Raw genomic sequence first — 22,651 nt, 5'->3', positions numbered from 1 at the left:
CAGCGTCACGAATTGAGAATTTTGTCCAATTCGGCTTGTTCGTCTTGGCTGAGCCCTTCATCTGCGGCTTTGGGCTTCCGCTGGATCGCTGCCCAACCGATCCCAAGCGCCACCAAAAACATGGCTGGTGCGGCCAGCCACAAAATCAGATTTGCCCCGTCTCGCGGTGGTGTCAGCAAAACAAATTCGCCAAATCGCGCCGACAGATAATCCAGAACCTGCTGATCCGTGTCGCCAGCAACCAAACGCTCACGAATGATCACCCGAAGATCGCGCGCAACGGTAGCATGGGATTCATCGATGCTCTCGTTTTGACAGACCGGGCAGCGCACTAGCTGCGAAATCTCTCGCGCGCGCTCTTCCAGAGCCGGATCATCCAGCATCTCATTCGGCTCAACCGCCCAAAGCGGTGCCGCCCAAAGCATCAATGCGATCGCCAGCCACCTCATTCAGCAGGCACCGTTTTTGCCTTCGCCGCACCCGCAGCGACACGCAGACGACGATCAGACAGTGACAGCAATCCGCCAAGCGCCATCAAAATGCAGCCGCCCCAAATCCAATTGGCCAGCGGTTTGATATAAAGTCGAACAGCATAGCCACCGCCCTCTTGCGGATCACCAATCACAGCATAAACGTCCCGCAGGAACCCATTGCGGATCGCGGCTTCCGTCGTTGGCATCTGGGCGACCGGATAAAACCGCTTCTCCGGCTGCAAGACATAACTCTGCCCGCCCCTCTCAATCGCAACATCAGCGATCGTCGTCACATAATTCGGCCCGCGTTCCTGCCGCACATCGGCAAGCGTTACCTCATACGCTCCAACCTGATAGCTTTCGCCAATCTGCGCGACGCGAATGTCCTCAGTCTCCCGAGCAAGAATGCCAGCGACGCCAAGGAAGGTCACACCAATTCCGAAATGTGCCAAGGCTTTGCCCCAGTCCGCCCGTGGCAACCGACGCAAACGCCGGACCCGATCCGGCACACCGCCGCGCCCTGTCCGTGACCACAAATCCGTCAACGCACCGCCCACAACCCAAACGCCAAGAGCCATTCCGACCGGCCCCAATGCAGATCGCCCTGTTTGCACCGCATAGGCGAGCAATCCAATCGCAACAGCCAAAACCGCCCAACCCACAAGGCTCTTCGCTGTGCGTTTGATCGACCCGCGCTTCCAGGCCAGCATTGACCCAATCGGCAGCGCCAGCGCCAAAGCGATCATGAACGGCGTGAAGGCTGCGTTAAAGAACGGCGGCCCCACGGACAAAACCCGCCCTGTCGCCATTTCGGCGATCAACGGCCACATTGTCCCGATGAACACGACAAACGCACTCACGGCGAGCAGGATATTGTTCAAAACCAAGGCGCTTTCGCGGCTCACAATCCCGAACGCGCCTTTAGCTTCCAACGCCGCAGACCGGATCGCAAACAAGGCCAACGATCCGCCTGTGAAGATCACCATAATCGCGAGGATATAAACCCCGCGCTCTGGATCATTCGCAAAAGCATGTACCGAGGTCAGGACGCCTGACCTTACAATAAACGTACCCAAGAGCGAGAACCCGAACGCAAGGATCGCCAGCAGTATCGTCCAGCTTTTCAATGCTTCGCGTTTTTCCACAACAATGGCGGAATGCAGCAAAGCCGCCGCAAAGAGCCACGGCATAAAGCTCGCGTTTTCCACCGGATCCCAGAACCAGAAGCCGCCCCAACCGAGCTCATAGTACGCCCACCAAGAGCCAAGCGCGATGCCCACGGTGAGGAACATCCAAGCGGCCAAGGTCCAAGGGCGCACCCACCGCCCCCACGCCGCATCAACCTTTCCTTCGATCAAGGCGGCCACTGCGAATGAGAACGTCATGCTTAGGCCCACATACCCCAAATACAAAAGCGGCGGGTGAAATGCCAAGCCGGGGTCTTGCAACAATGGGTTCAAATCGCGGCCGTTCAGCGGCGCGAATTCCAGCCGGACAAAGGGGTTCGAAGTGAAGATGATGAAGGCATAAAACGCAACCGAAACCGCGGCCTGAACCGCCAAAACGCGCGCCTTCAAGCGCGCCGGCAGGTCATCACCAAACCACGCTGCACAGGCCCCGAAAATCGCAAGGATCAGCACCCAAAGTAGGAGTGACCCTTCATGGTTCCCCCAAACACCACTGATCTTATAGATCAACGGCTTGTCCGTGTGAGAATTCAGATAGACCAGCTGGACCGAAAAATCCGAGACAACAAAAGCCCATGTCAGCACGGCAAAGGCAAAGCCAACTAAAATGACCTGAGACGTCGCCGCAGGTTCCGCCAAAGCCATCCACCCACGCCAATTCTTATGCGCGCCCACCAAGGGAACGATCATTTGCACGATGGAAATGGCGAAGGCCAGAATCAAACAGAAATGGGCAAGCTCGATCAACATGCCCCTGATATAGCGCAGTCAAACCGGTTCGGACATGCCCCACACGCGTTTTTCAACGCGACATTATGGCAGCGACAACCCTCCGTTCAGCGCATAGGTCAGTCCGGCAACGATCAACCCGCCGATCATCAACCGAACGACCCATTTCAATGTGTCCTCAATCGCAGACAAACGCTCTGTCACGTTCAGCCGATGCACCTCATCAACAGCGTTACGCGTTTCCAAAGCCGCCAACCGCTCATCCACTTTGAGATGCCAATCATTATCCATTCTTCGCCTCCCAATCCGCCAAGGCAGGATTGTCTGGGGCTTGCGGTTCTTTCGGCTTTAACAACTCGGACGCGCTCAAAGTTTCCGCGACAGCGCTGAAATCCTGCCCTTTTGCTTGATGGCGAGCACCAAAGTAGAAACTCACAATCGCCCCCATCAACCACCAAAGCGGCTCCGGCACCAGCGCCACGCCCTCCATCCGGCTGGCAAACCAAACCGGATCAAACATCGCGGTGACGAACAAAGCAATGGTGCCCAAGGCCAGCATAGGCCGTGGCAACCGGTTGATCCCGTCGATCACACGATCAAACAGCCCCTTTCGCGGATGTGCAAACTCGGCCGCAAACTGCGCCAACGTCGCTTTAGTCACATCAGTCGCACTTTGATCCGCCTGTTCCGAGTTCACACGAAACACCTCAGCCGTTTCCGCGATCACGTTGCGCCCGTCGCCGAAAATCATCGTCATCAACCGCCCGACTAACCCCATGACGCCACCCTCGCTTGGTGCTGCTCTGCAGTCAGATGGTATTTCGGTGCTATGAATTCCTCCGCTCGACGAATCCAACCACCTTTGCCCCCATCGCGCCTGCGCGCGTATTTGCGCGACGCCACGCGCCGATCCGCAAGGTCGTAGTAGTAATTGCGCCGCGCAATTCCGTAAGCATCAACCAGATGATCCGGCGCCGCCTGAAAGGCACGCTCTGCCGCCGCAATCGTTTGTGGGCCAATCACCCCATCGACAGTAACTTCAATCCGCATCTGATTGAAAACACGCTGTAAAATTTGCACAGTATGACTGCCAGCATTGACATACATATCAAACACCGATGCGCGAAGCGTTTCTGGCAGCGCATCGATCCGTGGCCCGTGAAAGTAGTGATCGATAAAGATGTTGATCGCCGTATCACGCGGCAAAACCTTCACATCATCCGCCGTCACACGCCCGTCGCCATCCAGATCAAGCCCAAGTCGACGCATCGTGTGGATCGTCACACCGTGGTTCGTCGCTCCGCCCGGATCGTCAGTATCATTCACATAGCCGCCCTCACGGCGCACAATCTCTTCGGCAATCTCTCGAACGGTTGGCATTCACGCCTACTGCACTTATCGCAGAAAGCTTGCCGCCTAATGGTTAAGGCTGTTGCTAGGCACCGTCCGGTTCGACGTAAGTTCCGTTTTCCTTCAACACGTCGAGCACTTCTTTCGGGATATATTCTTCATCGTGTTTTGCCAGGATTTCAAACGCTTCAAAGGTACCGTTCACGTAGCGACCTTGCCCGACCATCCCCTGATTTTCTTCAAACAGGTCCGGTAGAATGCCATCGTAAGTTACCGGTACGGCATTGATCCCGTCCGTCACACGAAACGACACTTCCGTCCCTTCACCGCGCTGGATCGATCCTTCTTCTACAAGTCCACCAATCCGAAACACCTCCGTTGGGCTTGGCGGATTCTCTGTCACTTGAGTCGGCGAGTAGAAAAAGTTGATCCCATCCCGCATCGCATAACCAATAAGCGCGGTTGAGATCACCAACGCGAAGAAGGCGACGATGATAATCTGAATGCGTCTTTGTTTTTTGAGCGATTTCACGGGAACACCGGGGCCAACATCAATCCTTCCGTCTCTGGCAGACCTAACATCAGATTGGCGTTCTGCAAGGCCTGCCCAGATGAACCTTTCGTCAGGTTATCAAGCGCGGCAATCACCATCACACGGCCCGAAACGCGGTCAGCGACCACACCGATGTGGCAAAAGTTGCTGGCGCGGATATGTTTGGTCGACGGTGCCTCACCCTTCGGCAGCACCGTGACAAACGGCTCCTCCGCATAGGCAGCATCTAAGGCACCATAGATCGCCTCCACATCACCCTGCACATAGACAGTCGCCAGAATCCCGCGGTTCGCAGGAACCAAGTGCGGTGTGAACTGCACATGCACGGGCCGCCCCGCTACAGCCGAAAACTCCTGATCAAACTCGCCCAAATGCCGGTGCGTGCCGCCCACAGCGTAGGCGTGATAGCCTTCGGACAGTTCGGCGTGCAGCAAGTTCTCTTTCAACGCCCGCCCAGCGCCAGAAACAGCCGCTTTCAGGTCGATGATAATGTTATCGAGATCAATCACGCCAGCGGCAATCAACGGCCGCAAGGCATATTGCCCCGTCGCCGCATTGCATCCCGTTCCTGCAACCAATAGCGCCTGCGAAATCTCATCGCGGTAAAACTCGGTCAGCCCATAAACCGCCTCTTTCTGCATCTCGACCGCTGAATGCGGCTTGCCATACCATTTCTCATACTCCGCCGGGTCGCGCAGCCGGAAATCGGCGGACAGGTCCACGATCCTCAAGTGACGCGGCAAGCCAGAGATCACTTTCTGCGATGTCGCATGGGGCAGCGCGCAGAACACCAGATCAACACCGTCAAAGGACATATCTTCGATCGTGGTCAGAACCGGCAGGTCCAAATGGCGCAAATGCGGAAACACCTGAGCCATGCTCAGACCCGCTTTTGAATTGCCGGAGAGCCCGACAATCTTCAGCGACGGATGGGTTGCGATCAACCGGACAAGCTCTGCGCCCGTGTAGCCAGAAGCGCCAAGGATGGCGACGTTGTAAGTCATTCTTCGAATCCCTTCTTCAGAGGGGTATGTAAGGAAAACAGCCGCGGCTGCCAATTATGCGGAGATAAAGCTGATGTCTCGTCGCAAAAATTGGGTCGCACGGTCAGACACGCGCTGCGGATCGCCCGTGGTTAGATAGGTCGTTCCCTCACCGCCGCCGATAAACTCTGGCCTGCGGTCCAGATAGTCCTTCAGACTGTCACCAACCAAGTTCGCCTGACTGAAAACCTTCACATCCGCGCCCAGCGCGTCTTGGAACGTTTTGTGCATCAGCGGATAATGCGTACAGCCCAAAATCGCTGCGTCCGGTTTGGGCATCTTTCGTTTCAGCGCATCCACATGGCTGCGCACCAGCGCTTCCGCGAGGATCATATCACCGTCTTCAATCGCATCGACAACGCCACCACAGGCCTGCGCCTCTACATCGACACCGATAGCCCGAAACGCCAACTCACGCTGAAACGCACGACTCGCCACCGTGGCGGGCGTGGCAAAAAGCGCCACATGTTTTGTCTCAACCTCTCGCGGAGGGGAGTTGTCGCCCCACTGGCGCTCTGTCAGCGCTTCGATCATCGGCACAAAGACACCAAGCACCCGCTTGTCCTTCGGCACCCAGCCTTCCTGCATCCGCCGCAAAGCAGCCGCAGAGGCGGTGTTGCAGGCCAAAATCACAAGATCGCAACCCTGATCGAACATCTGGGAAACGGCAGAGGTCGTTAGATCATAGATGTCGTCGGCGTCGCGCACGCCATACGGCGCATGGGCGCTGTCCGCGAAATAGACCAACGGAAGGTCTGGCAGTGTGTCTTGCACTGCATTGAGGACGGTAAGGCCTCCTAATCCGCTATCAAATACGCCGACGGCCATGGTCGCGACCTTTATCACTTTGTTCAATCATGAGGCTGAACTGAGACGACAGTCGCAGCCTTGCTCAAGCCATACGTCGATTTGCCACGGAAATCCATCGGTCTTCTGCGCCCTGCAAGGTCGCGCGACAAATTAATCGCGGAAACTACGCTACTATGCCGCCATCTCCATCGGTTTCGCACGCAGCACCGCCAGATACTCTTCTCGCCGCTTCGCAGCCGCACGGGCATTAGCCTCCTTGACCGGACCAAACCCCCGTATCTCCATCGGTAGCTTCGCCCATGATACTGCGGCATCCTTGGTATCATCTCGCACAGCGGTCAAAATCTCTTTCAAATCCGCCTCATACTCTTTGATCAACGCGCGCTCCATCTTCCGTTCAGCCGTATAGCCGAACACATCAAGCCACGTGCCGCGCAGTCGCTTAAACCGCGCTAAAATCGGGAACATACGCGCTGTCATGGCGCCATACTCTTTCTTAACGGGCCGCCCGTTTGGCCCGACCTTACTCAACACAGGCGGTGCCATGTGGTGCGTCAGCTTCAAATCACCATCAAACGTCTCGCGCGCTTTGGCTTCGGTGTCTTTCAACAACCGCGCGACCTCATATTCATCCTTGTAGGACAGGAGCTTATGATACCCCAGCGCCACCGCCTCTTTCAAAACGGGATCGCTGATCTGCGCCAACCGTTTGGTATAGCGTTTCGCCAAGCGTTTGCTCTGGTACTTCACCAAATGATCCGCGCGAAACGCGATTTTCTCATCCAAGCTCTTTGGCAATGCCACAACATTCGGCGTTAGCACCTTCGCCGCCTCATCGGGATGTAGAAACGCCCAGCGCCCATATTCAAACGCCTGCTTGTTCCGCTCCACAGCCGCGCCATTTAAGGTGATCGCATGTAGAATCGCCTCGAATGAGATCGGTATCGCACCCATTTGCCATACCGCGCCAAAGATCATCATGTTTGAATAAATGCTGTCGCCCATCAGCGCTTTCGCAAGGTCAGAGGCATCAAACATGGCCAAATCGTCGCGCAATCGCGCCTCCAGTGACAGCTTCAGCTGATCAGAGGGCAGCTTAAACTCCGTATCGCGGGTGAAATCGCCGGTGATGATCTCATGGCTGTTGACCACGCCTTTGGTCCGGCCCGTCTTCATCAAGCCAATGGTCTTAGCGCCAGCACTCACGACCAGATCACCACCGATCAAGGCATCTGCCTCCCCTGTCGCCACGCGAATGGCCGAAATATCCGAGGGCTTATTCGCCAAACGGCAGTGGATGTGTACCGCGCCGCCTTTCTGAGCAAGACCGGCCATCTCCATCATCCCGGCCCCTTTGCCGTCGATATGGGCGGCCATCGCCAGAACCGCACCGATGGTCACAACACCCGTACCCCCGACACCGGTGATCACGACGTTATGCGTCCCCTCGATCTGAGGAAGGTCTGGCTGGGGCAGATCGGGAATATCAATAGAAGCGGTCGCCTCTTTGCGGATCTTCGCACCCTCAATCGTCACAAACGACGGGCAAAACCCATTCACGCAGGAGAAATCCTTGTTGCAAGAGGACTGATCAATCGCGCGTTTGCGGCCAAGCTCTGTCTCCACGGGAACAATCGAAACACAATTCGACTGCACCCCGCAATCGCCGCAGCCTTCGCAGACATCGGTGTTGATGAACACGCGCTTATCAGGATCGGGAAAGAGGTTCCGTTTCCGCCGTCTGCGCTTCTCTGCCGCACAGGTCTGGATATAAACAATCGCCGTGACGCCCTCGACCTTGCTCAATCGCTCTTGCACCTGCTGCAACTCCGCCCGCTCGTGCAAAGGTATCCCTTTGGGGAACTTCGCGGGATCAACGTCCTCTTTGTCGTCATAGACAACTGTGACGTCCTTCACGCCCATCGCAAGCAGCTCTCGGGTGATCTGATCAGCGGTCAACCCGCCATCATTTCCCTGCCCACCGGTCATCGCGACGGCATCATTGTAGAGGATCTTATAGGTGATGTTCGTCCCTGCCAGCAGCGCAAAACGGATCGCCTGCACGCCAGAGTGATTATACGTCCCGTCACCAAGGTTCTGAAATACGTGGCCCCGCGTACTGAAAGGCGCTTCACCGACCCAATTGGCGCCCTCACCTCCCATTTGGGTAAAACCTACGGTTTCCCGATCCATCCACTGCACCATGTAGTGACAGCCAATCCCGGCATAAGCACGGCTACCTTCGGGCACTTTCGTCGATGAATTATGCGGACAGCCGGAGCAGAAATATGGCAAGCGCGCCGCGATCTCTGGCGCGTTGTCGGCTTTCTTCGCCTCAATCAACGCTTCAAGGCCAGAAGTAACTTTAGATGATGCACAGCCTTCCTCAACGAAGACGTTCCCCAATTTCTCAGCAATCAAAATCGGGTTCAAATCCGCCCGTGTCGGGAAAATCTCTTCTTTGTTGGCGGAATGTTCATCACCCTTGTGCCAGCCATAAACTCGACGACCGCGCCGATCATCAAAGATCGCCTCTTTGACCTGCACCTCGATAAGCTTGCGCTTTTCCTCAACAACAATGATCAACTCCAACCCTTCGGCCCATTCATGGAACGACGCCATATCCAGCGGCCACACCTGCCCGATCTTATAGGTGGTGATCCCAAGCTTCTCTGCCTCAGCCTCATCCACACCCAGCAAAGACAAGGCGTGCTGCACATCGAGCCAGTTCTTACCGGCCGCCACGATCCCAATTTTGGCACCGGCTTTCCCGTGCATCCGCTTGTCGATCTTATTCGCGCGCGCAAAGGCTTCGGCGGCGTGGCGCTTATAATCAATCACCCGCGCTTCCTGCTGCTGAGGCGTCTCCCCCAGCATAATATTTAATCCCTCGGGCGGCATTGGCACCTCAGGGCGTACGAACTGGGCCTCAAACGGATCAGCCTCCACCACCGACGTCACTTCGATGGTGTCCTTCATCGTTTTCAACCCAACCCAAAGGCCCGAAAACCGCGACAGTTCATAGGCATAAAGCCCGTAATCCAGAATCTCCTGCACTCCCGCGGGAGAGACAATCGGCATATAGGCATCCAGCATCGCCCAATCGGATTGATGCAACGTGGTGGAGCTTTCGCCTGTATGGTCATCCCCCATCGCCATGATCACCCCTCCGTGGGGCGAAGTACCGGCCATATTAGCGTGGCGCATCACATCGCCAGAGCGGTCCACACCCGGTCCCTTGCCGTACCACAGGCCAAAGACGCCGTCGTATTTCCCTTCACCGCGCAACTCCGCCTGTTGCGAGCCCCAGATCGCTGTCGCGGCAAGGTCTTCATTCAAGCCAAGTTGGAACTTTATGTTGACCTTGGTCAAAGGCTCTGCCGCCCGCGTCATCTGCATATCGACCGCCCCCAAAGGCGATCCGCGATAACCCGTGACATATCCAGCCGTATTCAACCCTGCCCTTTCATCCCGCGCGCGCTGCATCAACATCAACCGGACCAGTGCCTGCGTCCCATTCAATAGAACAGTCGTCTTGTCCAAGTCGTATCGGTCGTTCAAGGATATCTTTTCGTGGCTCACGGCTTTCCTCCCAAAGCGGCTTCGCTGCTGTAAGGTTAGGTCACAATTGCTGACCTACCAAGAAAAAAGTTCCCCCTTTCACATAATTGGCATGTTAGACTAAGGGAACGAAACGAACGCAAACTGCGAGCGATAACAAAAGATCATTTGAGGCAGAAATGGATTGGGACAAGCTAAGAATATTTCACGCGGTCGCGGATGCGGGGTCTTTGACCCATGCGGGTGACACCCTTCATTTGTCTCAATCAGCCGTCAGTCGCCAAATCCGCGCGCTCGAAGAGGCGCTCAACACCACCCTTTTTCACCGCCACGCCCGCGGACTGATTCTCACCGAACAGGGCGAATTGCTGTTTGATGCGACGAAATCCATGAACAAACGGTTGGAGGCTGCCTCGGCGCGGATCAGAGACAGTGAAGAGGAAGTCTTTGGTGAACTGCGGGTCACAACAACAATTGGCTTCGGTACCCTCTGGCTCGCGCCACGCCTCCCGCACCTTTACGAGAAGTACCCCGATCTAAAAATCGACCTGATGTTGGAAGAACGCGTGCTTGATCTCCCGATGCGCGAGGCCGACGTTGCCATTCGCATGAAAGAACCCTCTCAGGCTGATCTGATCCGTAAACGCCTTATGTCAGTGCGCATGCGTCTCTATGCGACCAAAGAGTACATTCAGAAAAATGGCGCGATCGACGCCGCAACTGACATCTCGAAACATCGCTTGATCTGTCAAAGCTTGTCGTCAGCACAAGTCGCCGCCGGCACAACGCTCGTCCGGCATCTGCTCAGCTATGATGTCCCAAGCCTTTTCACCGTCAACAACTACTACGGCGTGCTGCAAGGCGTGCTCAACGGTTTGGGCGTCGGCGTTCTACCCGACTACGTGACCGAAGACTTCCCAGATCTTGTCCGCGTCCTGCCCGATCTCGAATCTGGCGAGGTGCCAGTTTTCTTGGCCTACCCAGAAGAATTGCGTCAATCAAAGCGCATCGCGGCGTTCCGAGACTTCGTTCAGGATGAAATCATCAGCCATCGTAGAAAAATGCGCGAACAAGCAGCTGGCTAAATTTTTGCAAACCAGAAAATTGTTACTGTAAATCAGATGCTTGCCATCGATATGCACAGAACGCATACCGGCTTTGCACTTTTTCCAGCGAATTTTTATTGATTGCTTAAAGTCTCAGCCCTATCTGAATTCTCGAAAGCGATGACGCCTCGCGCTCATCCCTTTTACCTCCCTGTTGGACTTCGCCGGGCCTTGTGCCCGGCTTTTTTCTTTCCGGCCTTTCCCTTTGCAACACGCTGCCCTAAAAGGCCCGCAACTGCTGCTATGGGGATAGGGTATGTCAGAGCCAGAACTCACCGAAGACGTCATTGCCGCACATGGGTTCAGCCCCGACGAATGGCAAGAAGTTCTGAACATTCTTGGCCGCACCCCCAATTTTACCGAAATGGGCATTTTCTCTGCGATGTGGAACGAACATTGTTCCTACAAATCGTCAAAGAAGTGGCTCCGCACCCTGCCGACAGAGGGCCCGCAAGTGATCTGCGGCCCTGGCGAGAACGCAGGCGTTGTCGATATTGGCGATGGCCAAGCGGTCATCTTCAAGATGGAAAGCCACAACCACCCCAGCTACATCGAACCTTACCAGGGCGCTGCAACCGGCGTTGGGGGCATCCTACGCGACGTTTTCACCATGGGCGCTCGGCCAATTGCAGCCATGAACGCTCTGTCCTTCGGCGAACCGGACCACCCGAAAACCCGCCAGCTCGTCAACGGCGTCGTTGCAGGTGTCGGCGGCTACGGCAATTGCTTTGGCGTCCCAACCGTCGGCGGTGAAGTCCGTTTTGATCCGGCCTATAACGGCAACTGCCTTGTGAATGCTTTCGCCGCGGGTCTCGCTGACGCGGACAAGATTTTCTATTCCGCAGCTTCCGGCGTTGGAATGCCCGTCGTCTATCTCGGCGCGAAAACCGGACGCGATGGCGTCGGCGGCGCAACCATGGCCTCCGCTGAATTTGATGACACCATCGAAGAGAAACGTCCCACTGTTCAGGTCGGCGACCCCTTCACTGAAAAACGCCTGATGGAAGCGACGCTTGAATTGATGGCGACCGGTGCTGTGATCTCTATTCAAGACATGGGCGCCGCTGGCCTCACCTGTTCTGCCGTTGAAATGGGCGACAAAGGTGGCCTCGGCGTCCGCCTCGATCTGGAGAATGTCCCTCAACGCGAAGAAAACATGACAGCCTATGAAATGATGCTGTCTGAATCCCAAGAACGCATGTTGATGGTTCTGAAACCAGAGCTAGAGGCTGAAGCCCGCGCCGTTTTTGAAAAATGGGATCTCGATTTCGCCATCGTCGGCGAAACCCTCCCCGAAGACCGCTTCCTGATCATGCACAATGGTCAAGTCAAAGCCGACCTGCCGCTGTCCAAACTCTCCTCAACCGCGCCAGAATACGACCGCCCATGGGTCGAAACCCCAAACGCCGAACCTTTGGGCGAGATTACAGGCGTGAACCCCATAGACGGCCTCAAGGCCCTGATCAGCAGCCCGAACTACGCGGGCAAGCAGTGGGTCTATGAACAATACGACCAACAGGTCATGGGCGACACGGCGGTCACGCCCGGAACCGGCGGCGGTGTCATCCGCGTGCACGGCACTGAAAAATCCCTCGCCTTCACCAGCGATGTGACCCCGCGCTATGTCAAAGCCAACCCAGTAGAGGGCGGCAAGCAAGCCGTCGCCGAAGCCTATCGCAACCTCACCGCCGTGGGCGCGACGCCGCTCGCAACCACTGACAACATGAACTTCGGCAATCCTGAAAAGCCCGAGATCATGGGCCAATTCGTCGGCGCGATCAAAGGCATTGGCGAAGCTGTCTCAGCCCTCGACATGCCCATCGTCTCCGGCAACGTATCCCTTTACAATGAAACCGATGGCCAAGCGATCCTGCCCACCCCGACTATCGGCGCGGTCGGCCTGATCCCGACCCCCGACGCGATGATCTCAGACAGTATTCGCGACGGTCACGTCCTGCTTGTTGTCGGGAAAACCGACGGCCACCTTGGCCAATCCGCCCTTCTGGCCGAGGTTTATGTTCGCGCCGAAGGCGATGCACCTGCCGTGGACCTTGCGGCCGAAAAACGCAACGGCGATTTCATCCGTGCCAACAATGGCATGATCCGAGCTTGCACCGACCTCTCTGACGGCGGCCTCGCACTGGCCGCATTCGAACTCGCAGAAGCCGCAGGCTGTGGCATCACGCTTGATATGGACGACACACCGACCCTCTTTGGCGAAGATCAAGCGCGCTATCTGGTGGCCTGCAATTTTGACCAAGCCGAAGACCTGATGCTCTGCGCAGGTCGCGATGGTGTGCCAATTGCGATGGTCGGGCGCGTCGGCGGCGATCAAGTGACCTTTGGCAGCCACAGCGCTGATCTCACCGAATTGTCAGAACTTTATCGCACGAGCTTCGAACAAGCCGTCGCCTAAAGACCTTGCCAACGGCGGTTGAGTTCATAAATTAGGGATCAAGACCAACAAAGGACGCCCCATGATCGACGCCCCCACCATCGAAGCCCTGATCCGTGAAAGCTTTCCGGATGCGGATATCACCGTCGAAGGCGACGATGGCGCGCATTTCGCAGCCAAAGTGATCGACGAAAGCTTCCGTGGCAAAAACCGCGTCCAACAGCAACGTGCTGTCTATGCCGCTCTTAAAGGCAAGATGGACGGCAACAATGGCGAACTCCACGCCCTCGCCCTGACCACCAAGGCACCGGACTAATTCGGTGAGCTCCGGTTTCTTCATATTCCTCGTCAGTTCCGCGATCCTGATCTTATTGATCGGCCGCGCGATTTCTGTCGTGCAGAAGGAAGGCAACGAACCGGTCAGAGGCTCTGAACCTGGCGAAGGCGTCCATACCATTCATGCGGAATACAGCTCCGGCTTTTCGGGCCATTCCACAACATACACCATCCCGCGCGACCCGCAGGCCTATGCCAAACGTTTCGTGCCCAAGCAAAGAACGGATAACGCCAAATGAGCGCCCAAGATCAGATCAAAGAGATCGTCACCACCAACGACGTCGTGTTGTTTATGAAAGGCACGAAAACCATGCCGCAATGCGGGTTTTCGTCCCGCGTGGCTGGCGTTTTGAACTTCATGGGTGTGGAGTATTCCGACATCAACGTGCTTGCCGATGATGAGATCCGCCAAGGTATCAAGGACTATTCCGACTGGCCGACAATCCCACAGCTCTATGTGAAGGGCGAATTCGTCGGCGGTTGCGACATCATCACAGAGATGACCCTGTCTGGCGAGTTGGACACGATGCTGGAAGAAAACGGCGTGGCGTTTGATAAGGAAGCAGCGGACAAAATTCGCGAGGCGAATGCGTAGACGTCTGCCAACGACCGTTGAGTCGAGCCACCACCTGCCCGTGGGATGGTGTCGCTAAGCTCGTTCGGTTGCGCTTTATAGTCGCCAAGCACATTCCACAGAATTTCAATGCCGCTGAGCTCCCAAAACACCAGCCCGCCGGGACGGGTAGGTGTTGGCACGGCGGCTTCGCCTTGACTCCGTGCCGGTTAATTGTTGCTCCACATGCTCTAGAGGCGAAATCCGACCGCGTTGCTACGAAAACCCAATAGCTAAGCCTCGTTGGGCTCTCACATGTCCAAGGAATTCGGACCAATTCATTTCAAAATCGTCGATTTCGCAGAACATGTCCTTGATCGTGACCAGACCTTTGTCGCAATCAAAATCAAGGACAATCTCGTGGCCACACAATCGAGTCAGCTTCTCATTTGAATAAGCTTTAATCGCATATTCCAGCCTAATCGCAGCAGATTCCTCGCAGAACTCCGCGAAAATCATTTCTTCAGCCTGTTTGGGAATTTGCATCAATTCATAACGGAGGCCAAAAAAGCGCCTACCTCGCCTTCCGCTCAACCTCTTCCGCCAGCGCCTCAGCCCGTGCTGCGAGCTCTGACAACGTCTCCGTCACCGAGGGCGGCACCACAGGAATCTCGCGCGTCTCCTGCGGCTGGCTCTCAAGCGTATCAATCCGCGCTTGCAATTGCGCCTCTCGATCCGCAGCCTCTTTGACCTTGTCCTCTAAGCCAGCGGTCTTATCCGCCAGCATCAGACCCGCCATCAGCAGCATCCGCGCCTCTGGCATCCGGCCGATCTGGCTCGATAGATGCGTCGCTTCTTCATCCAACATCCCTGCGGCGGTCTGCAAGAAATGCTCTTCCCCGTCCTGACAGGCAACTTCAAAAGTCCGGCCACCGATTTTGATCTCTACCTGCGCCATCTCAGTCGCTCCCCACCAGTGACTTCAGCTCTGCCAAAATAGCATCCACCTCCGTCGCATCCGCACTGCGCTGCGTCTTTAACGCGTCCACCTCGGCCATCAACGCGCGGTTCAACAACTCTGGTTGAGACATCCCATCCGCCGCCGCAGCCCGCAACTTGGCATTCATATCGCGCAGATCCGCGTTTGATGTCCGTAGCTTTTGCAGCTCCGCATCCAAGTCGCTCATCTGCTTGCGATAAGACGTCACCCGCGCTTCAAGTTCTGCGATCTTATTGTCCTGACGCTCTTTCAGCGCCTTCACACGCTCCTCAAGCTGCGCATTTGCCGTCCGCTCTTCAGACAGCTGCGCTTCCAAAGCTGAGGACGCATCCCCCACCGCACCGGCTCCCAAACCATCGACACCGGCCCTGATCCGATCCAAAGCTGCTGTCAGTCTGCTTTCCAATGCGTTTATTTCGCTCATTCGCCTGTCCTTATCTACGCAAACCTCACCCTTTGTGAGTTTGCATCGCCGCTCGCCTATCACTGGCAAAGCCGAATCGCGCCCCTTGGTCAAAGCCTAAGCGATCCTTAACGCCCTCGCAAATTGATCGAACCGTTTGATATGAATGGCTTAGCTTGCGGCCTTGAACTGCGGCGCTGGCCTGATAAGACGCTTTCAACCAGATAAACCAAGCAGAACGGACGAGGACCTTGGATATAGCAGCCCTGCGCACCGCGCACCCCGATCACTGGATGAAAGCCGCCGCCATTCGGACCCTGACACTGGACGCCGTGGCCGCCGCAAACTCAGGTCACTCCGGTATGCCGATGGGCATGGCCGACGTTGCCACCGTTCTTTATGAAAAGCACCTGCGCTTTGATCCAAAGGATGCAAACTGGCCCGACCGCGACCGTTTCATCCTTTCCGCCGGTCACGGCTCAATGCTGCTTTATTCCCTGCTCTACCTTACCGGGTACGAAGGCATGGACCTGCAACAGCTCAAAGATTTCCGCCAGTGGGGCGCGAAAACAGCGGGCCACCCAGAATATGGCCACGCCGCTGGCATCGAAACCACCACTGGCCCGCTCGGCCAAGGGATTGCCAATTCCGTCGGTTTTGCGATTGCCGAAGAAATCCAGCGTGCGCGCTACGGCAAAAACATCGTTAATCACCGCACGTATGTCATCGCAGGTGACGGCTGTTTGATGGAGGGCGTCAGCCAAGAAGCCATCGGCCTTGCGGGCAAGCATGAACTCGGCAACCTGATCGTTTTCTGGGACAACAACAACATCACCATCGACGGCACCGTCGACATCGCGGACAAGACCGACCAAGTGATGCGGTTCGAAGCCTCCGGCTGGCATGTCATCTCGATCGACGGCCACGATCCAGAGGCGATCGACAAAGCCATCATCGCGGCACAAAAAGACCCACGCCCGTCGATGGTCGCCTGCAAAACCCACATCGCTTTAGGTCACGCAGCCCAAGACACGTCCAAAGGCCACGGCGCATTGACCGACCCAGACCAGTTGAAAGCCGCCAAAGAGGCGTATGGCTGGACAGGTGGCCCGTTTGAAATCCCTGCTGATGTGAAAGCAGGCTGGGAAGCCATGGGCGAACGCGGCGCAGCGGCCCGCGCCGAATGGCAAGATCGGTTCCTCAAACTGTCCGGCACCAAACAAGCCGAATTCAACCGCGCCTATGCGTTGGAAGCTCCCAAGAAGCTCGCCTCTGCCATCCGTGCCTTCAAAAAGCAGATGGCGGAAGAGGCGCCAAAGCTCGCCACCCGTGCGGCTTCCGAAAAAGTGCTTGGCGTTGTGAACCCGATCATGAAAGAAACCATCGGTGGCTCTGCCGACCTCACAGGATCGAACAACACCAAAACCGCTGATCTCGGCGTCTTTGAGCCTGAAAACCGCGGCGGGCGCTATATCTATTACGGCATCCGCGAACACGGCATGGCGGCAGCAATGAACGGCATGGTCCTACACGGCGGCGCACGGCCATATGGCGGCACATTCATGTGCTTCACCGACTATGCGCGCGGTTCCATGCGGCTGTCTGCCTTGATGCAAGTGCCCACCACCTACGTGATGACACATGATTCCATCGGTCTTGGCGAAGACGGTCCAACCCACCAGCCGGTCGAACACCTCGCCCTGCTGCGCGCCACACCAAACACCCATGTGTTCCGCCCTGCCGACATCGTAGAAACGGCAGAGGCTTGGGAATGTGCGCTGACGGCAAAAACAACGCCACACGTCCTCGCCCTCTCCCGTCAGGGTCTTCCTTGTGTGCGTAAGGAGCACAAGGCCAAGAACCTCTCCGCTCAAGGCGGCTACGTCCTCGCCGATGCCGAGGGTAAACGTCAGGTCATCCTAATGGCCTCCGGCTCCGAAGTGTCTGTCGCAATGGAGGCCCGTGACATCCTGCAAGCCGAAGGCATCGGCACACGGGTTGTCTCCATGCCTTGTATGGAGGTGTTTGCCGAGCAAGACGAAAGCTACCGCAAGCGCGTGCTGCCAGGTGGTCCCGCACGCGTCGCGATTGAAGCGGGCGTGCGCCAAGGCTGGGATCAATGGCTGTTGGGCGAACGTGGGAGAGAGCAGAAGGCGGCATTTGTCGGCATGGACAGCTTCGGCGCATCCGCGCCAGCTGGTACGCTCTTTGAAAAGTTCGGCATCACGGCGAAAGACACATCCGAAGCGGCAAAGGCACTGCTGAAGTAAGATCCTGCAAACGACTAAAGAAAGAGCGCTCACTGAGCGCTCTTTTCATTTTTGGGGTTTGAATTTTTCGACAACTGTAGTTCTGCGAAGTTGCTATCGAACGGCCCTAAGTGTTGGCGCAAACGGTTATCGCTAACATGAAAAAATCGCTCATGTTAACGGTAACATACTGATACATAAAGGATTTCTTGTTGGTCGATTAACCCACCCTTGATATAGCCAACCCAAGAAAAGACGACTCGGAAGGCATGTCATGACGGTAACATTGGGCATCAACGGCTTCGGCCGGATCGGGCGCTGCACGCTAGCTCATATCACCGAAGCGGCACGCAATGACGTGCAAGTCGTCAAAATCAACGCCACCGGACCCATCGAAACCAACGCGCACCTACTGAAATACGACAGCGTGCACGGACGTTTCGGGAATGAGGTGCGGGTCGATGGCAATACGCTCGACCTTGGCCGCGGCCCGATTGAGGTGATGTCGACTTACGATCCTACCGAGTTGAACTGGGATGGCATCGATGTCGTTCTGGAATGCACGGGCAAATTCAACGATGGCCAGAAATCCAGCGTTCACTTTGATCAAGGCGCAAAAAAGGTTCTGATCTCCGCCCCCGCCACCAACGTGGACCGCACGGTCGTTTACGGCGTCAACCACCGCGACATGTTGGCGAACGAAAAGATGATCTCCAACGGCTCATGCACCACCAATTGCCTTGCCCCACTCGCCAAAGTTTTAAACGACGCGATTGGCATCGAACGCGGGATCATGACGACCATCCACAGCTACACTGGCGACCAACCAACGCTCGACCGTCGGCACAACGATCTATACCGCGCACGCGCTGCCGCCATGGCGATGATCCCGACTTCAACAGGGGCTGCGAGAGCCTTGGGCGAAGTACTGCCCGAACTCAGCGGCAAGCTCGACGGAACCGCAATGCGCGTCCCAACGCCGAACGTCAGCGCAGTTGATCTGACCTTTGAAGCCGGAAAAGACGTCACCGTGAACGACGTGAACGAAATCGTCGCCGAAGCCGCTGCCGGTTACATGGGTATGGTCCTTGGTTACGACGCAGAAGCCAAGGTTTCGATCGACTTCAACCATACAACCGAATCCAGCATCTTTGCTCCTGATCAAACCAAAGTGGTTGGCGGCCGTACCGTACGCGTTCTGGCGTGGTACGACAACGAGTGGGGCTTCTCTGCACGCATGGCCGACGTCGCCTCTGCGATGGGTCGCCTCAACTAACGGTTTTGGGCTGGGCATCACCGAAACTGCCCGCTACACCAACGGCATGACAAATACGCTTGCCCTCTGGTTTGGTGGCATCCTGCTTGCCGTTTTTGCAGTAGACTACTTCTTCTTTGATTGGGCACTCCTCATCGCCTTTATGCGCAAGTTCGTCGAATTTATCGATTTCGTCGCCTTCTGGCGGTAAAACCCTTCCGGTACGGCATTGACCTTTTCTCCAAAATCGCAATGTTAGCGCCAACATTAGCGCTAACTCCCGGCGCGGATTATTCGGAGGGCCAATTATGGCAGTCAAAGTTGCAATCAACGGCTTCGGCCGCATCGGCAGAAACGTACTTCGCGCGATCATCGAAAGCGGAAGAACAGACATCGAAGTCGTTGCAATCAACGATCTAGGACCTGTGGAAACCAACGCGCACTTGCTGCGGTTTGACTCTGTTCATGGTCGCTTCCCTGCTGAGGTCAAAACCACCGAAACTACCATCGACGTAGGTCGCGGCCCCATCGAAGTGACCGCTATCCGCAACCCTGCTGATTTGCCGTGGTCCCATGTTGACGTGGTGATGGAGTGCACAGGTATTTTCACCAGCAAGGAAGCCTGCCAACCGCACCTCGAAAATGGCTCCAGCCGCGTGTTGATCTCCGCTCCTGGTAAGAACGCCGACAAGACCATCGTTTACGGTGTCAATGATGGCACGCTGACAAGCGACGATATCGTCGTCTCCAACGCGTCTTGCACCACAAACTGCTTGTCCCCAGTCGCCAAAGTCCTGAACGACGCCGTCGGCATCACAAAGGGCTTCATGACAACGATCCACAGCTATACAGGTGACCAGCCGACGCTCGATACGATGCACAAAGACCTTTATCGTGCCCGTGCCGCAGCCTTGTCGATGATCCCGACATCTACCGGCGCCGCAAAGGCCGTTGGCTTGGTGCTTCCTGAACTCAACGGCAAACTCGATGGTGTGGCGATCCGCGTGCCAACGCCAAACGTCTCTGTTGTCGACCTCACCTTCGAAGCCTCTCGCGCAACAACAGTCGAAGAAATCAACGCAGCGATCATCGCTGCCGCAGATGGCCCGCTCAAAGGTGTCCTTGGCTATACAGACCTGCCGATGGTCAGCTCTGACTTCAACCATGACCCGCATTCGTCGATCTTCCACCTCGATCAAACCAAGGTTTTGGACGACAACATGGTCCGTATCCTCAGCTGGTACGACAACGAATGGGGTTTCTCCAACCGCATGGCAGACACGGCCGTTGCTATGGGCAAGCTGATCTGAGCCAAACTAAATTTTAACCAAAAGGCCGCCCATTTAGGCGGCCTTTTTTGTTTGAAATCAGAGTGTTGAAAATTTCAGCATTTGCAACCGGTGTCATGCACCCCGTGCAAAGAGGCTTTTCACTTCTGTCGCTTGTGCTGCACCGCAGCATCGCTAAATCTGCAAGCAAGACAACTGATAACGCCAACATCTAAAAGGAGCCCGCACATGTCAGTCCTGAAATCTGTATCCCAAGCCGTTCAAAAGCGCGTGGCTTACCTGCGCACAAAATCTGAACTTGAATCCATGTCGATCGACGTTGCACTTGATCTCGACATCTACCGTGGCGACGCCGCCAAAATCGCGTCTAAAGCGGTCTACGGTTAAGCGCTCACCCGCTCGACCAACGCCTCTCTCACAGCGGGCGTCACGAATTTGCTGACGTCCCCGCCAAGGCGCGCGATCTCTTTGACAAGCTTGGATGCGATGGCTTGGTTCTTCGCATCCGCCATCAGGAACACGGTCTCGATACTGTTATCAAGCGACCGGTTCATTCCAACCATCTGGAATTCATACTCAAAATCTGCAACCGCGCGTAAACCGCGCACAATAACGCTCGCGCCCACATCACGGGCACAATCGATCAACAGGTTTTCAAACGGATGCACGACGATCTCGCAGCCGGTTTCTGTCGCAACCGGCCCCACCTCGGCCTCGATCATCGCGACCCGTTCTTCGAGGGAAAACATCGGCCCCTTGTCTCGATTGATTGCAACGCCGATCACCAAGCGATCCACTAGTGAACAACCGCGCCGAATAATATCGATATGTCCATGATGAATGGGATCAAACGTCCCAGGATAGAGGCCAGTGCGCATCGCGGACCCTCAAGCTAGTTCCCTTTCGCGCACGCAACAATATTGCAGCACGAAATGCAAGGCATTTGCAGAACGCTACTTTGCGTCAGTGCCCCATAATCATGCCTTCTAAGGCATCCTTTTCCATAGATAATTCGGCCAACCGCGCTTTGACCACATCGCCGATGGAAATAAGTCCAATCATATTGTCCCCGTCCACTACGGGAAGATGCCGGAACCGGCCGTTTGTCATCATCTCCAACACCGCATCTGCTGTGTCTGCCGTGGTGCAGGTGACGATCTTCTTGGTCATCAGATCCGACACCGGATCATTCAAACACCCTGCCCCTCGCTTACCCAATTCGCGGACAATATCGCGCTCAGAGAGGATCCCTTCGAGCGTGTGTCCATCTGACGAGACAACAACCGTCCCGATCCGATTGTTCGATAATAAATTGGCGGCCTCCGACACCGGCGCATCTGGGCCAATGGACAGAACACCTTGGGTGGCTTTCGAGGAAAGAATTTGTTGAACGAGCATGTCAGCCCTCCCTATATTTTGTGGCTGTACAACTCAGGGTGACGCGGGCGTCCCACATCTGTCAAGGTTACAAACCCTCCAATCGCGCAACCTCCGCCTGCAAACCTGAAGTCAAAGCCTCAGCAAAGGCTTGCAACCTTTCTGACTGACGGTCGGACGTATGGCGCACAAGATAGTAAGATCGCCGAAGCGAAATCTGGTCGTCCAACACGCGTCGCAAATCAGGGAAAGCTGGCAAAGCAAAGTCATGGACAAAGCCTATACCATTGGATTGCTTCAACAACTGCATCTGAACCGAGACGGAATTGGACGTCAACCGCACCTCAGGCGCATGGAGTGCATCAAGATAATCCAGTTCCTTATCGAATATCATATCCTGAATATATCCTACCACCGGCACACCTCTAACCTCTTCCAATGACTGCGGCTCCGGTTGATCGGACCGCATGGCTAGGTGCAATTGATAGTCGGTGATTTTCCGCACAGTGTAGCGCCCCGTCTCCGGCGGGCTCACGGTGATCGCCATGTCTGCTTCCCGCTGAGACAGGTTCACAATGCGCGGCAAGGACAGGATTTGAATTTCCAATTCGGGGTTATCCGCCTGAATCGCGGCACAGACCTGCGGCAGCAGAAAGCTGGCACAACCGTCCGGCGCGCCGATCCGAATTTGCCCGGACAAGCCAACACTATTGTCGGTTGAGACATCCGCCGCCCTTAGGAACGCGGCCTCCGCATCGGCAGCCTCCTTCATCAAGCGCTTACCAAAATCCGTTAGCCTGTAGCCTTGGGGGGATTTCACAAACAGCACCTGCCCCAATTCCGCCTCTAGCCGGGCAATGCGGCGGCTCAGGGTTGCTGGATCCATCCGCAACCGTGGAGCTGCCGACGACAGGCTTTCCTCCCGCGCGACACCTAAAAAGACACGCATGTCATCCCAATTGAACATCCTAAACCCTACATT

General features: G+C 56.0%; 25 protein-coding genes. 9 read left to right on the top strand and 16 right to left on the bottom strand.

Annotated features, from left to right (window positions below; translation table 11 throughout):
• Window positions 1-5 precede the first annotated feature (5 nt).
• The 9 genes from BUA85_RS02320 to BUA85_RS02280 form a co-directional block, all read right to left on the bottom strand.
• The gene (locus BUA85_RS02320) at window positions 6-449 is read right to left on the bottom strand and encodes a cytochrome c-type biogenesis protein (protein ID WP_072898986.1); all 444 of its coding nucleotides are present in this window, start codon (window positions 447-449) and stop codon (window positions 6-8) included.
• Entirely contained in the window at window positions 446-2,410 is a 1,965-nt protein-coding gene (locus tag BUA85_RS02315; RefSeq protein ID WP_072898985.1) for a heme lyase CcmF/NrfE family subunit, read from the bottom strand. Before BUA85_RS02315 ends, BUA85_RS02320 begins: the two co-directional genes overlap by 4 nt.
• A gap of 63 nt (window positions 2,411-2,473) precedes the next feature.
• Window positions 2,474-2,680, bottom strand: a complete 207-nt coding sequence (locus BUA85_RS02310) for a hemolysin XhlA family protein (RefSeq protein ID WP_072898984.1) — start codon at window positions 2,678-2,680, stop codon at window positions 2,474-2,476.
• Window positions 2,673-3,167, bottom strand: coding sequence for a holin family protein (locus BUA85_RS02305; protein WP_072898983.1), 495 nt, complete (start codon window positions 3,165-3,167; stop codon window positions 2,673-2,675). The genes BUA85_RS02310 and BUA85_RS02305 overlap by 8 nt, the downstream gene beginning before the upstream one ends.
• Entirely contained in the window at window positions 3,158-3,769 is a 612-nt protein-coding gene (locus BUA85_RS02300) for a holin-associated N-acetylmuramidase (protein ID WP_072898982.1), read from the bottom strand. Before BUA85_RS02300 ends, BUA85_RS02305 begins: the two co-directional genes overlap by 10 nt.
• Window positions 3,770-3,824: 55 nt before the next feature.
• Entirely contained in the window at window positions 3,825-4,271 is a 447-nt protein-coding gene (gene ccmE, locus BUA85_RS02295; RefSeq protein WP_072898981.1) for a cytochrome c maturation protein CcmE, read from the bottom strand.
• Entirely contained in the window at window positions 4,268-5,296 is a 1,029-nt protein-coding gene (gene argC / locus BUA85_RS02290; RefSeq protein WP_072900371.1) for an N-acetyl-gamma-glutamyl-phosphate reductase, read from the bottom strand. The genes ccmE and argC overlap by 4 nt, the downstream gene beginning before the upstream one ends.
• 54 nt (window positions 5,297-5,350) lie before the next feature.
• Window positions 5,351-6,163 carry a glutamate racemase gene (locus BUA85_RS02285; RefSeq protein ID WP_072898980.1) on the bottom strand — a complete coding sequence of 271 codons (813 nt, stop codon included), beginning with the start codon at window positions 6,161-6,163 and terminating at the stop codon, window positions 5,351-5,353.
• Between the two features lie 153 nt (window positions 6,164-6,316).
• Complete coding sequence (locus BUA85_RS02280) at window positions 6,317-9,727, bottom strand: indolepyruvate ferredoxin oxidoreductase family protein (RefSeq protein WP_072898979.1); 3,411 nt, start codon at window positions 9,725-9,727, stop codon at window positions 6,317-6,319.
• Between the two features lie 158 nt (window positions 9,728-9,885).
• Between BUA85_RS02280 and BUA85_RS02275 the strand changes: the two genes are divergently transcribed.
• From BUA85_RS02275 to grxD, 5 genes are all read left to right on the top strand, one after another.
• Window positions 9,886-10,791, top strand: coding sequence for a LysR family transcriptional regulator (locus BUA85_RS02275; RefSeq protein ID WP_072898978.1), 906 nt, complete (start codon window positions 9,886-9,888; stop codon window positions 10,789-10,791).
• A 277-nt stretch (window positions 10,792-11,068) separates the two neighbouring features.
• The gene (purL, locus tag BUA85_RS02270) at window positions 11,069-13,228 is read left to right on the top strand and encodes a phosphoribosylformylglycinamidine synthase subunit PurL (protein ID WP_072898976.1); all 2,160 of its coding nucleotides are present in this window, start codon (window positions 11,069-11,071) and stop codon (window positions 13,226-13,228) included.
• A 61-nt stretch (window positions 13,229-13,289) separates the two neighbouring features.
• A complete protein-coding gene (locus BUA85_RS02265) occupies window positions 13,290-13,523 on the top strand; it encodes a BolA/IbaG family iron-sulfur metabolism protein (RefSeq protein WP_072898974.1) in 234 nt (77 codons plus the stop codon).
• 4 nt (window positions 13,524-13,527) lie between these two features.
• Window positions 13,528-13,782 carry a hypothetical protein gene (locus tag BUA85_RS02260; protein ID WP_083526162.1) on the top strand — a complete coding sequence of 85 codons (255 nt, stop codon included), beginning with the start codon at window positions 13,528-13,530 and terminating at the stop codon, window positions 13,780-13,782.
• On the top strand, window positions 13,779-14,138 hold the full coding sequence (gene grxD / locus BUA85_RS02255; RefSeq protein ID WP_072898972.1) for a Grx4 family monothiol glutaredoxin: 360 nt from the start codon (window positions 13,779-13,781) through the stop codon (window positions 14,136-14,138). Before BUA85_RS02260 ends, grxD begins: the two co-directional genes overlap by 4 nt.
• A gap of 234 nt (window positions 14,139-14,372) precedes the next feature.
• Here grxD and BUA85_RS02250 read toward each other — a convergent pair whose 3' ends face one another.
• Genes BUA85_RS02250 through BUA85_RS02240 form a run of 3 tightly spaced genes read right to left on the bottom strand, consistent with a single transcriptional unit; the run spans window position 14,373 to window position 15,520 of the window.
• On the bottom strand, window positions 14,373-14,642 hold the full coding sequence (locus BUA85_RS02250) for a hypothetical protein (protein WP_072898970.1): 270 nt from the start codon (window positions 14,640-14,642) through the stop codon (window positions 14,373-14,375).
• A gap of 28 nt (window positions 14,643-14,670) precedes the next feature.
• The gene (locus tag BUA85_RS02245; protein ID WP_072898968.1) at window positions 14,671-15,054 is read right to left on the bottom strand and encodes a cell division protein ZapA; all 384 of its coding nucleotides are present in this window, start codon (window positions 15,052-15,054) and stop codon (window positions 14,671-14,673) included.
• Between the two features lies 1 nt (window position 15,055).
• Window positions 15,056-15,520 carry a hypothetical protein gene (locus BUA85_RS02240; protein ID WP_072898966.1) on the bottom strand — a complete coding sequence of 155 codons (465 nt, stop codon included), beginning with the start codon at window positions 15,518-15,520 and terminating at the stop codon, window positions 15,056-15,058.
• A gap of 230 nt (window positions 15,521-15,750) precedes the next feature.
• Between BUA85_RS02240 and tkt the strand changes: the two genes are divergently transcribed.
• Window positions 15,751-17,769: a transketolase gene (gene tkt / locus BUA85_RS02235; RefSeq protein ID WP_072898964.1), complete on the top strand. Its 2,019-nt coding sequence runs from the start codon at window positions 15,751-15,753 to the stop codon at window positions 17,767-17,769.
• A 253-nt stretch (window positions 17,770-18,022) separates the two neighbouring features.
• Complete coding sequence (gene gap / locus BUA85_RS02230; protein WP_072898962.1) at window positions 18,023-19,024, top strand: type I glyceraldehyde-3-phosphate dehydrogenase; 1,002 nt, start codon at window positions 18,023-18,025, stop codon at window positions 19,022-19,024.
• Here gap (BUA85_RS02230) and BUA85_RS16730 read toward each other — a convergent pair.
• Window positions 19,017-19,271: a hypothetical protein gene (locus tag BUA85_RS16730; protein ID WP_165611573.1), complete on the bottom strand. Its 255-nt coding sequence runs from the start codon at window positions 19,269-19,271 to the stop codon at window positions 19,017-19,019. The two genes, gap (BUA85_RS02230) and BUA85_RS16730, sit on opposite strands and share 8 nt — an antisense overlap.
• Window positions 19,272-19,311: 40 nt before the next feature.
• On the opposite strand from BUA85_RS16730, the gene gap (BUA85_RS02225) reads away from it, so the two are divergent.
• Together gap (BUA85_RS02225) and BUA85_RS16725 are read left to right on the top strand one after the other, a co-directional pair.
• The gene (gene gap, locus BUA85_RS02225; protein ID WP_072898960.1) at window positions 19,312-20,313 is read left to right on the top strand and encodes a type I glyceraldehyde-3-phosphate dehydrogenase; all 1,002 of its coding nucleotides are present in this window, start codon (window positions 19,312-19,314) and stop codon (window positions 20,311-20,313) included.
• Window positions 20,314-20,520: 207 nt separating this feature from the next.
• Entirely contained in the window at window positions 20,521-20,679 is a 159-nt protein-coding gene (locus tag BUA85_RS16725; RefSeq protein WP_165611572.1) for a hypothetical protein, read from the top strand.
• Here BUA85_RS16725 and coaD read toward each other — a convergent pair.
• The 3 genes from coaD to BUA85_RS02210 form a co-directional block, all read right to left on the bottom strand.
• Window positions 20,676-21,170 (bottom strand): pantetheine-phosphate adenylyltransferase, encoded by a 495-nt coding sequence (gene coaD, locus BUA85_RS02220; RefSeq protein WP_072898958.1) that lies wholly within the window; start codon window positions 21,168-21,170, stop codon window positions 20,676-20,678. The genes BUA85_RS16725 and coaD overlap by 4 nt on opposite strands.
• A gap of 85 nt (window positions 21,171-21,255) precedes the next feature.
• Complete coding sequence (locus BUA85_RS02215; protein WP_072898956.1) at window positions 21,256-21,690, bottom strand: CBS domain-containing protein; 435 nt, start codon at window positions 21,688-21,690, stop codon at window positions 21,256-21,258.
• A 67-nt stretch (window positions 21,691-21,757) separates the two neighbouring features.
• Window positions 21,758-22,636 carry a LysR family transcriptional regulator gene (locus BUA85_RS02210; RefSeq protein WP_072898954.1) on the bottom strand — a complete coding sequence of 293 codons (879 nt, stop codon included), beginning with the start codon at window positions 22,634-22,636 and terminating at the stop codon, window positions 21,758-21,760.
• Window positions 22,637-22,651: the final 15 nt, after the last annotated feature.

It is taken from the genome of Cognatiyoonia sediminum, from assembly GCF_900129845.1.
Taxonomy (GTDB): domain Bacteria; phylum Pseudomonadota; class Alphaproteobacteria; order Rhodobacterales; family Rhodobacteraceae; genus Cognatiyoonia; species Cognatiyoonia sediminum.
Note: the sequence above shows the minus strand (reverse complement) of the source record. Positions and strands in the feature narration are given on the sequence as shown.

Excerpts from the sequence above, each read along its gene's own strand:
- BUA85_RS02320 (WP_072898986.1), bottom strand. The coding sequence starts at position 449 with ATGAGGTGGCTGGCGATCGCATTGATGCTTTGGGCGGCACCGCTTTGG.
- BUA85_RS02315 (WP_072898985.1), bottom strand. The coding sequence starts at position 2,410 with ATGTTGATCGAGCTTGCCCATTTCTGTTTGATTCTGGCCTTCGCCATT.
- BUA85_RS02310 (WP_072898984.1), bottom strand. The coding sequence starts at position 2,680 with ATGGATAATGATTGGCATCTCAAAGTGGATGAGCGGTTGGCGGCTTTG.
- BUA85_RS02305 (WP_072898983.1), bottom strand. The coding sequence starts at position 3,167 with ATGGGGTTAGTCGGGCGGTTGATGACGATGATTTTCGGCGACGGGCGC.
- BUA85_RS02300 (WP_072898982.1), bottom strand. The coding sequence starts at position 3,769 with ATGCCAACCGTTCGAGAGATTGCCGAAGAGATTGTGCGCCGTGAGGGC.
- argC (WP_072900371.1), bottom strand. The coding sequence starts at position 5,296 with ATGACTTACAACGTCGCCATCCTTGGCGCTTCTGGCTACACGGGCGCA.
- BUA85_RS02285 (WP_072898980.1), bottom strand. The coding sequence starts at position 6,163 with ATGGCCGTCGGCGTATTTGATAGCGGATTAGGAGGCCTTACCGTCCTC.
- BUA85_RS02275 (WP_072898978.1), top strand. The coding sequence starts at position 9,886 with ATGGATTGGGACAAGCTAAGAATATTTCACGCGGTCGCGGATGCGGGG.
- purL (WP_072898976.1), top strand. The coding sequence starts at position 11,069 with ATGTCAGAGCCAGAACTCACCGAAGACGTCATTGCCGCACATGGGTTC.
- BUA85_RS02265 (WP_072898974.1), top strand. The coding sequence starts at position 13,290 with ATGATCGACGCCCCCACCATCGAAGCCCTGATCCGTGAAAGCTTTCCG.
- grxD (WP_072898972.1), top strand. The coding sequence starts at position 13,779 with ATGAGCGCCCAAGATCAGATCAAAGAGATCGTCACCACCAACGACGTC.
- BUA85_RS02250 (WP_072898970.1), bottom strand. The coding sequence starts at position 14,642 with ATGCAAATTCCCAAACAGGCTGAAGAAATGATTTTCGCGGAGTTCTGC.
- BUA85_RS02245 (WP_072898968.1), bottom strand. The coding sequence starts at position 15,054 with ATGGCGCAGGTAGAGATCAAAATCGGTGGCCGGACTTTTGAAGTTGCC.
- BUA85_RS02240 (WP_072898966.1), bottom strand. The coding sequence starts at position 15,520 with ATGAGCGAAATAAACGCATTGGAAAGCAGACTGACAGCAGCTTTGGAT.
- gap (WP_072898962.1), top strand. The coding sequence starts at position 18,023 with ATGACGGTAACATTGGGCATCAACGGCTTCGGCCGGATCGGGCGCTGC.
- BUA85_RS16730 (WP_165611573.1), bottom strand. The coding sequence starts at position 19,271 with ATGTTGGCGCTAACATTGCGATTTTGGAGAAAAGGTCAATGCCGTACC.
- gap (WP_072898960.1), top strand. The coding sequence starts at position 19,312 with ATGGCAGTCAAAGTTGCAATCAACGGCTTCGGCCGCATCGGCAGAAAC.
- BUA85_RS16725 (WP_165611572.1), top strand. The coding sequence starts at position 20,521 with ATGTCAGTCCTGAAATCTGTATCCCAAGCCGTTCAAAAGCGCGTGGCT.
- coaD (WP_072898958.1), bottom strand. The coding sequence starts at position 21,170 with ATGCGCACTGGCCTCTATCCTGGGACGTTTGATCCCATTCATCATGGA.
- BUA85_RS02215 (WP_072898956.1), bottom strand. The coding sequence starts at position 21,690 with ATGCTCGTTCAACAAATTCTTTCCTCGAAAGCCACCCAAGGTGTTCTG.
- BUA85_RS02210 (WP_072898954.1), bottom strand. The coding sequence starts at position 22,636 with ATGTTCAATTGGGATGACATGCGTGTCTTTTTAGGTGTCGCGCGGGAG.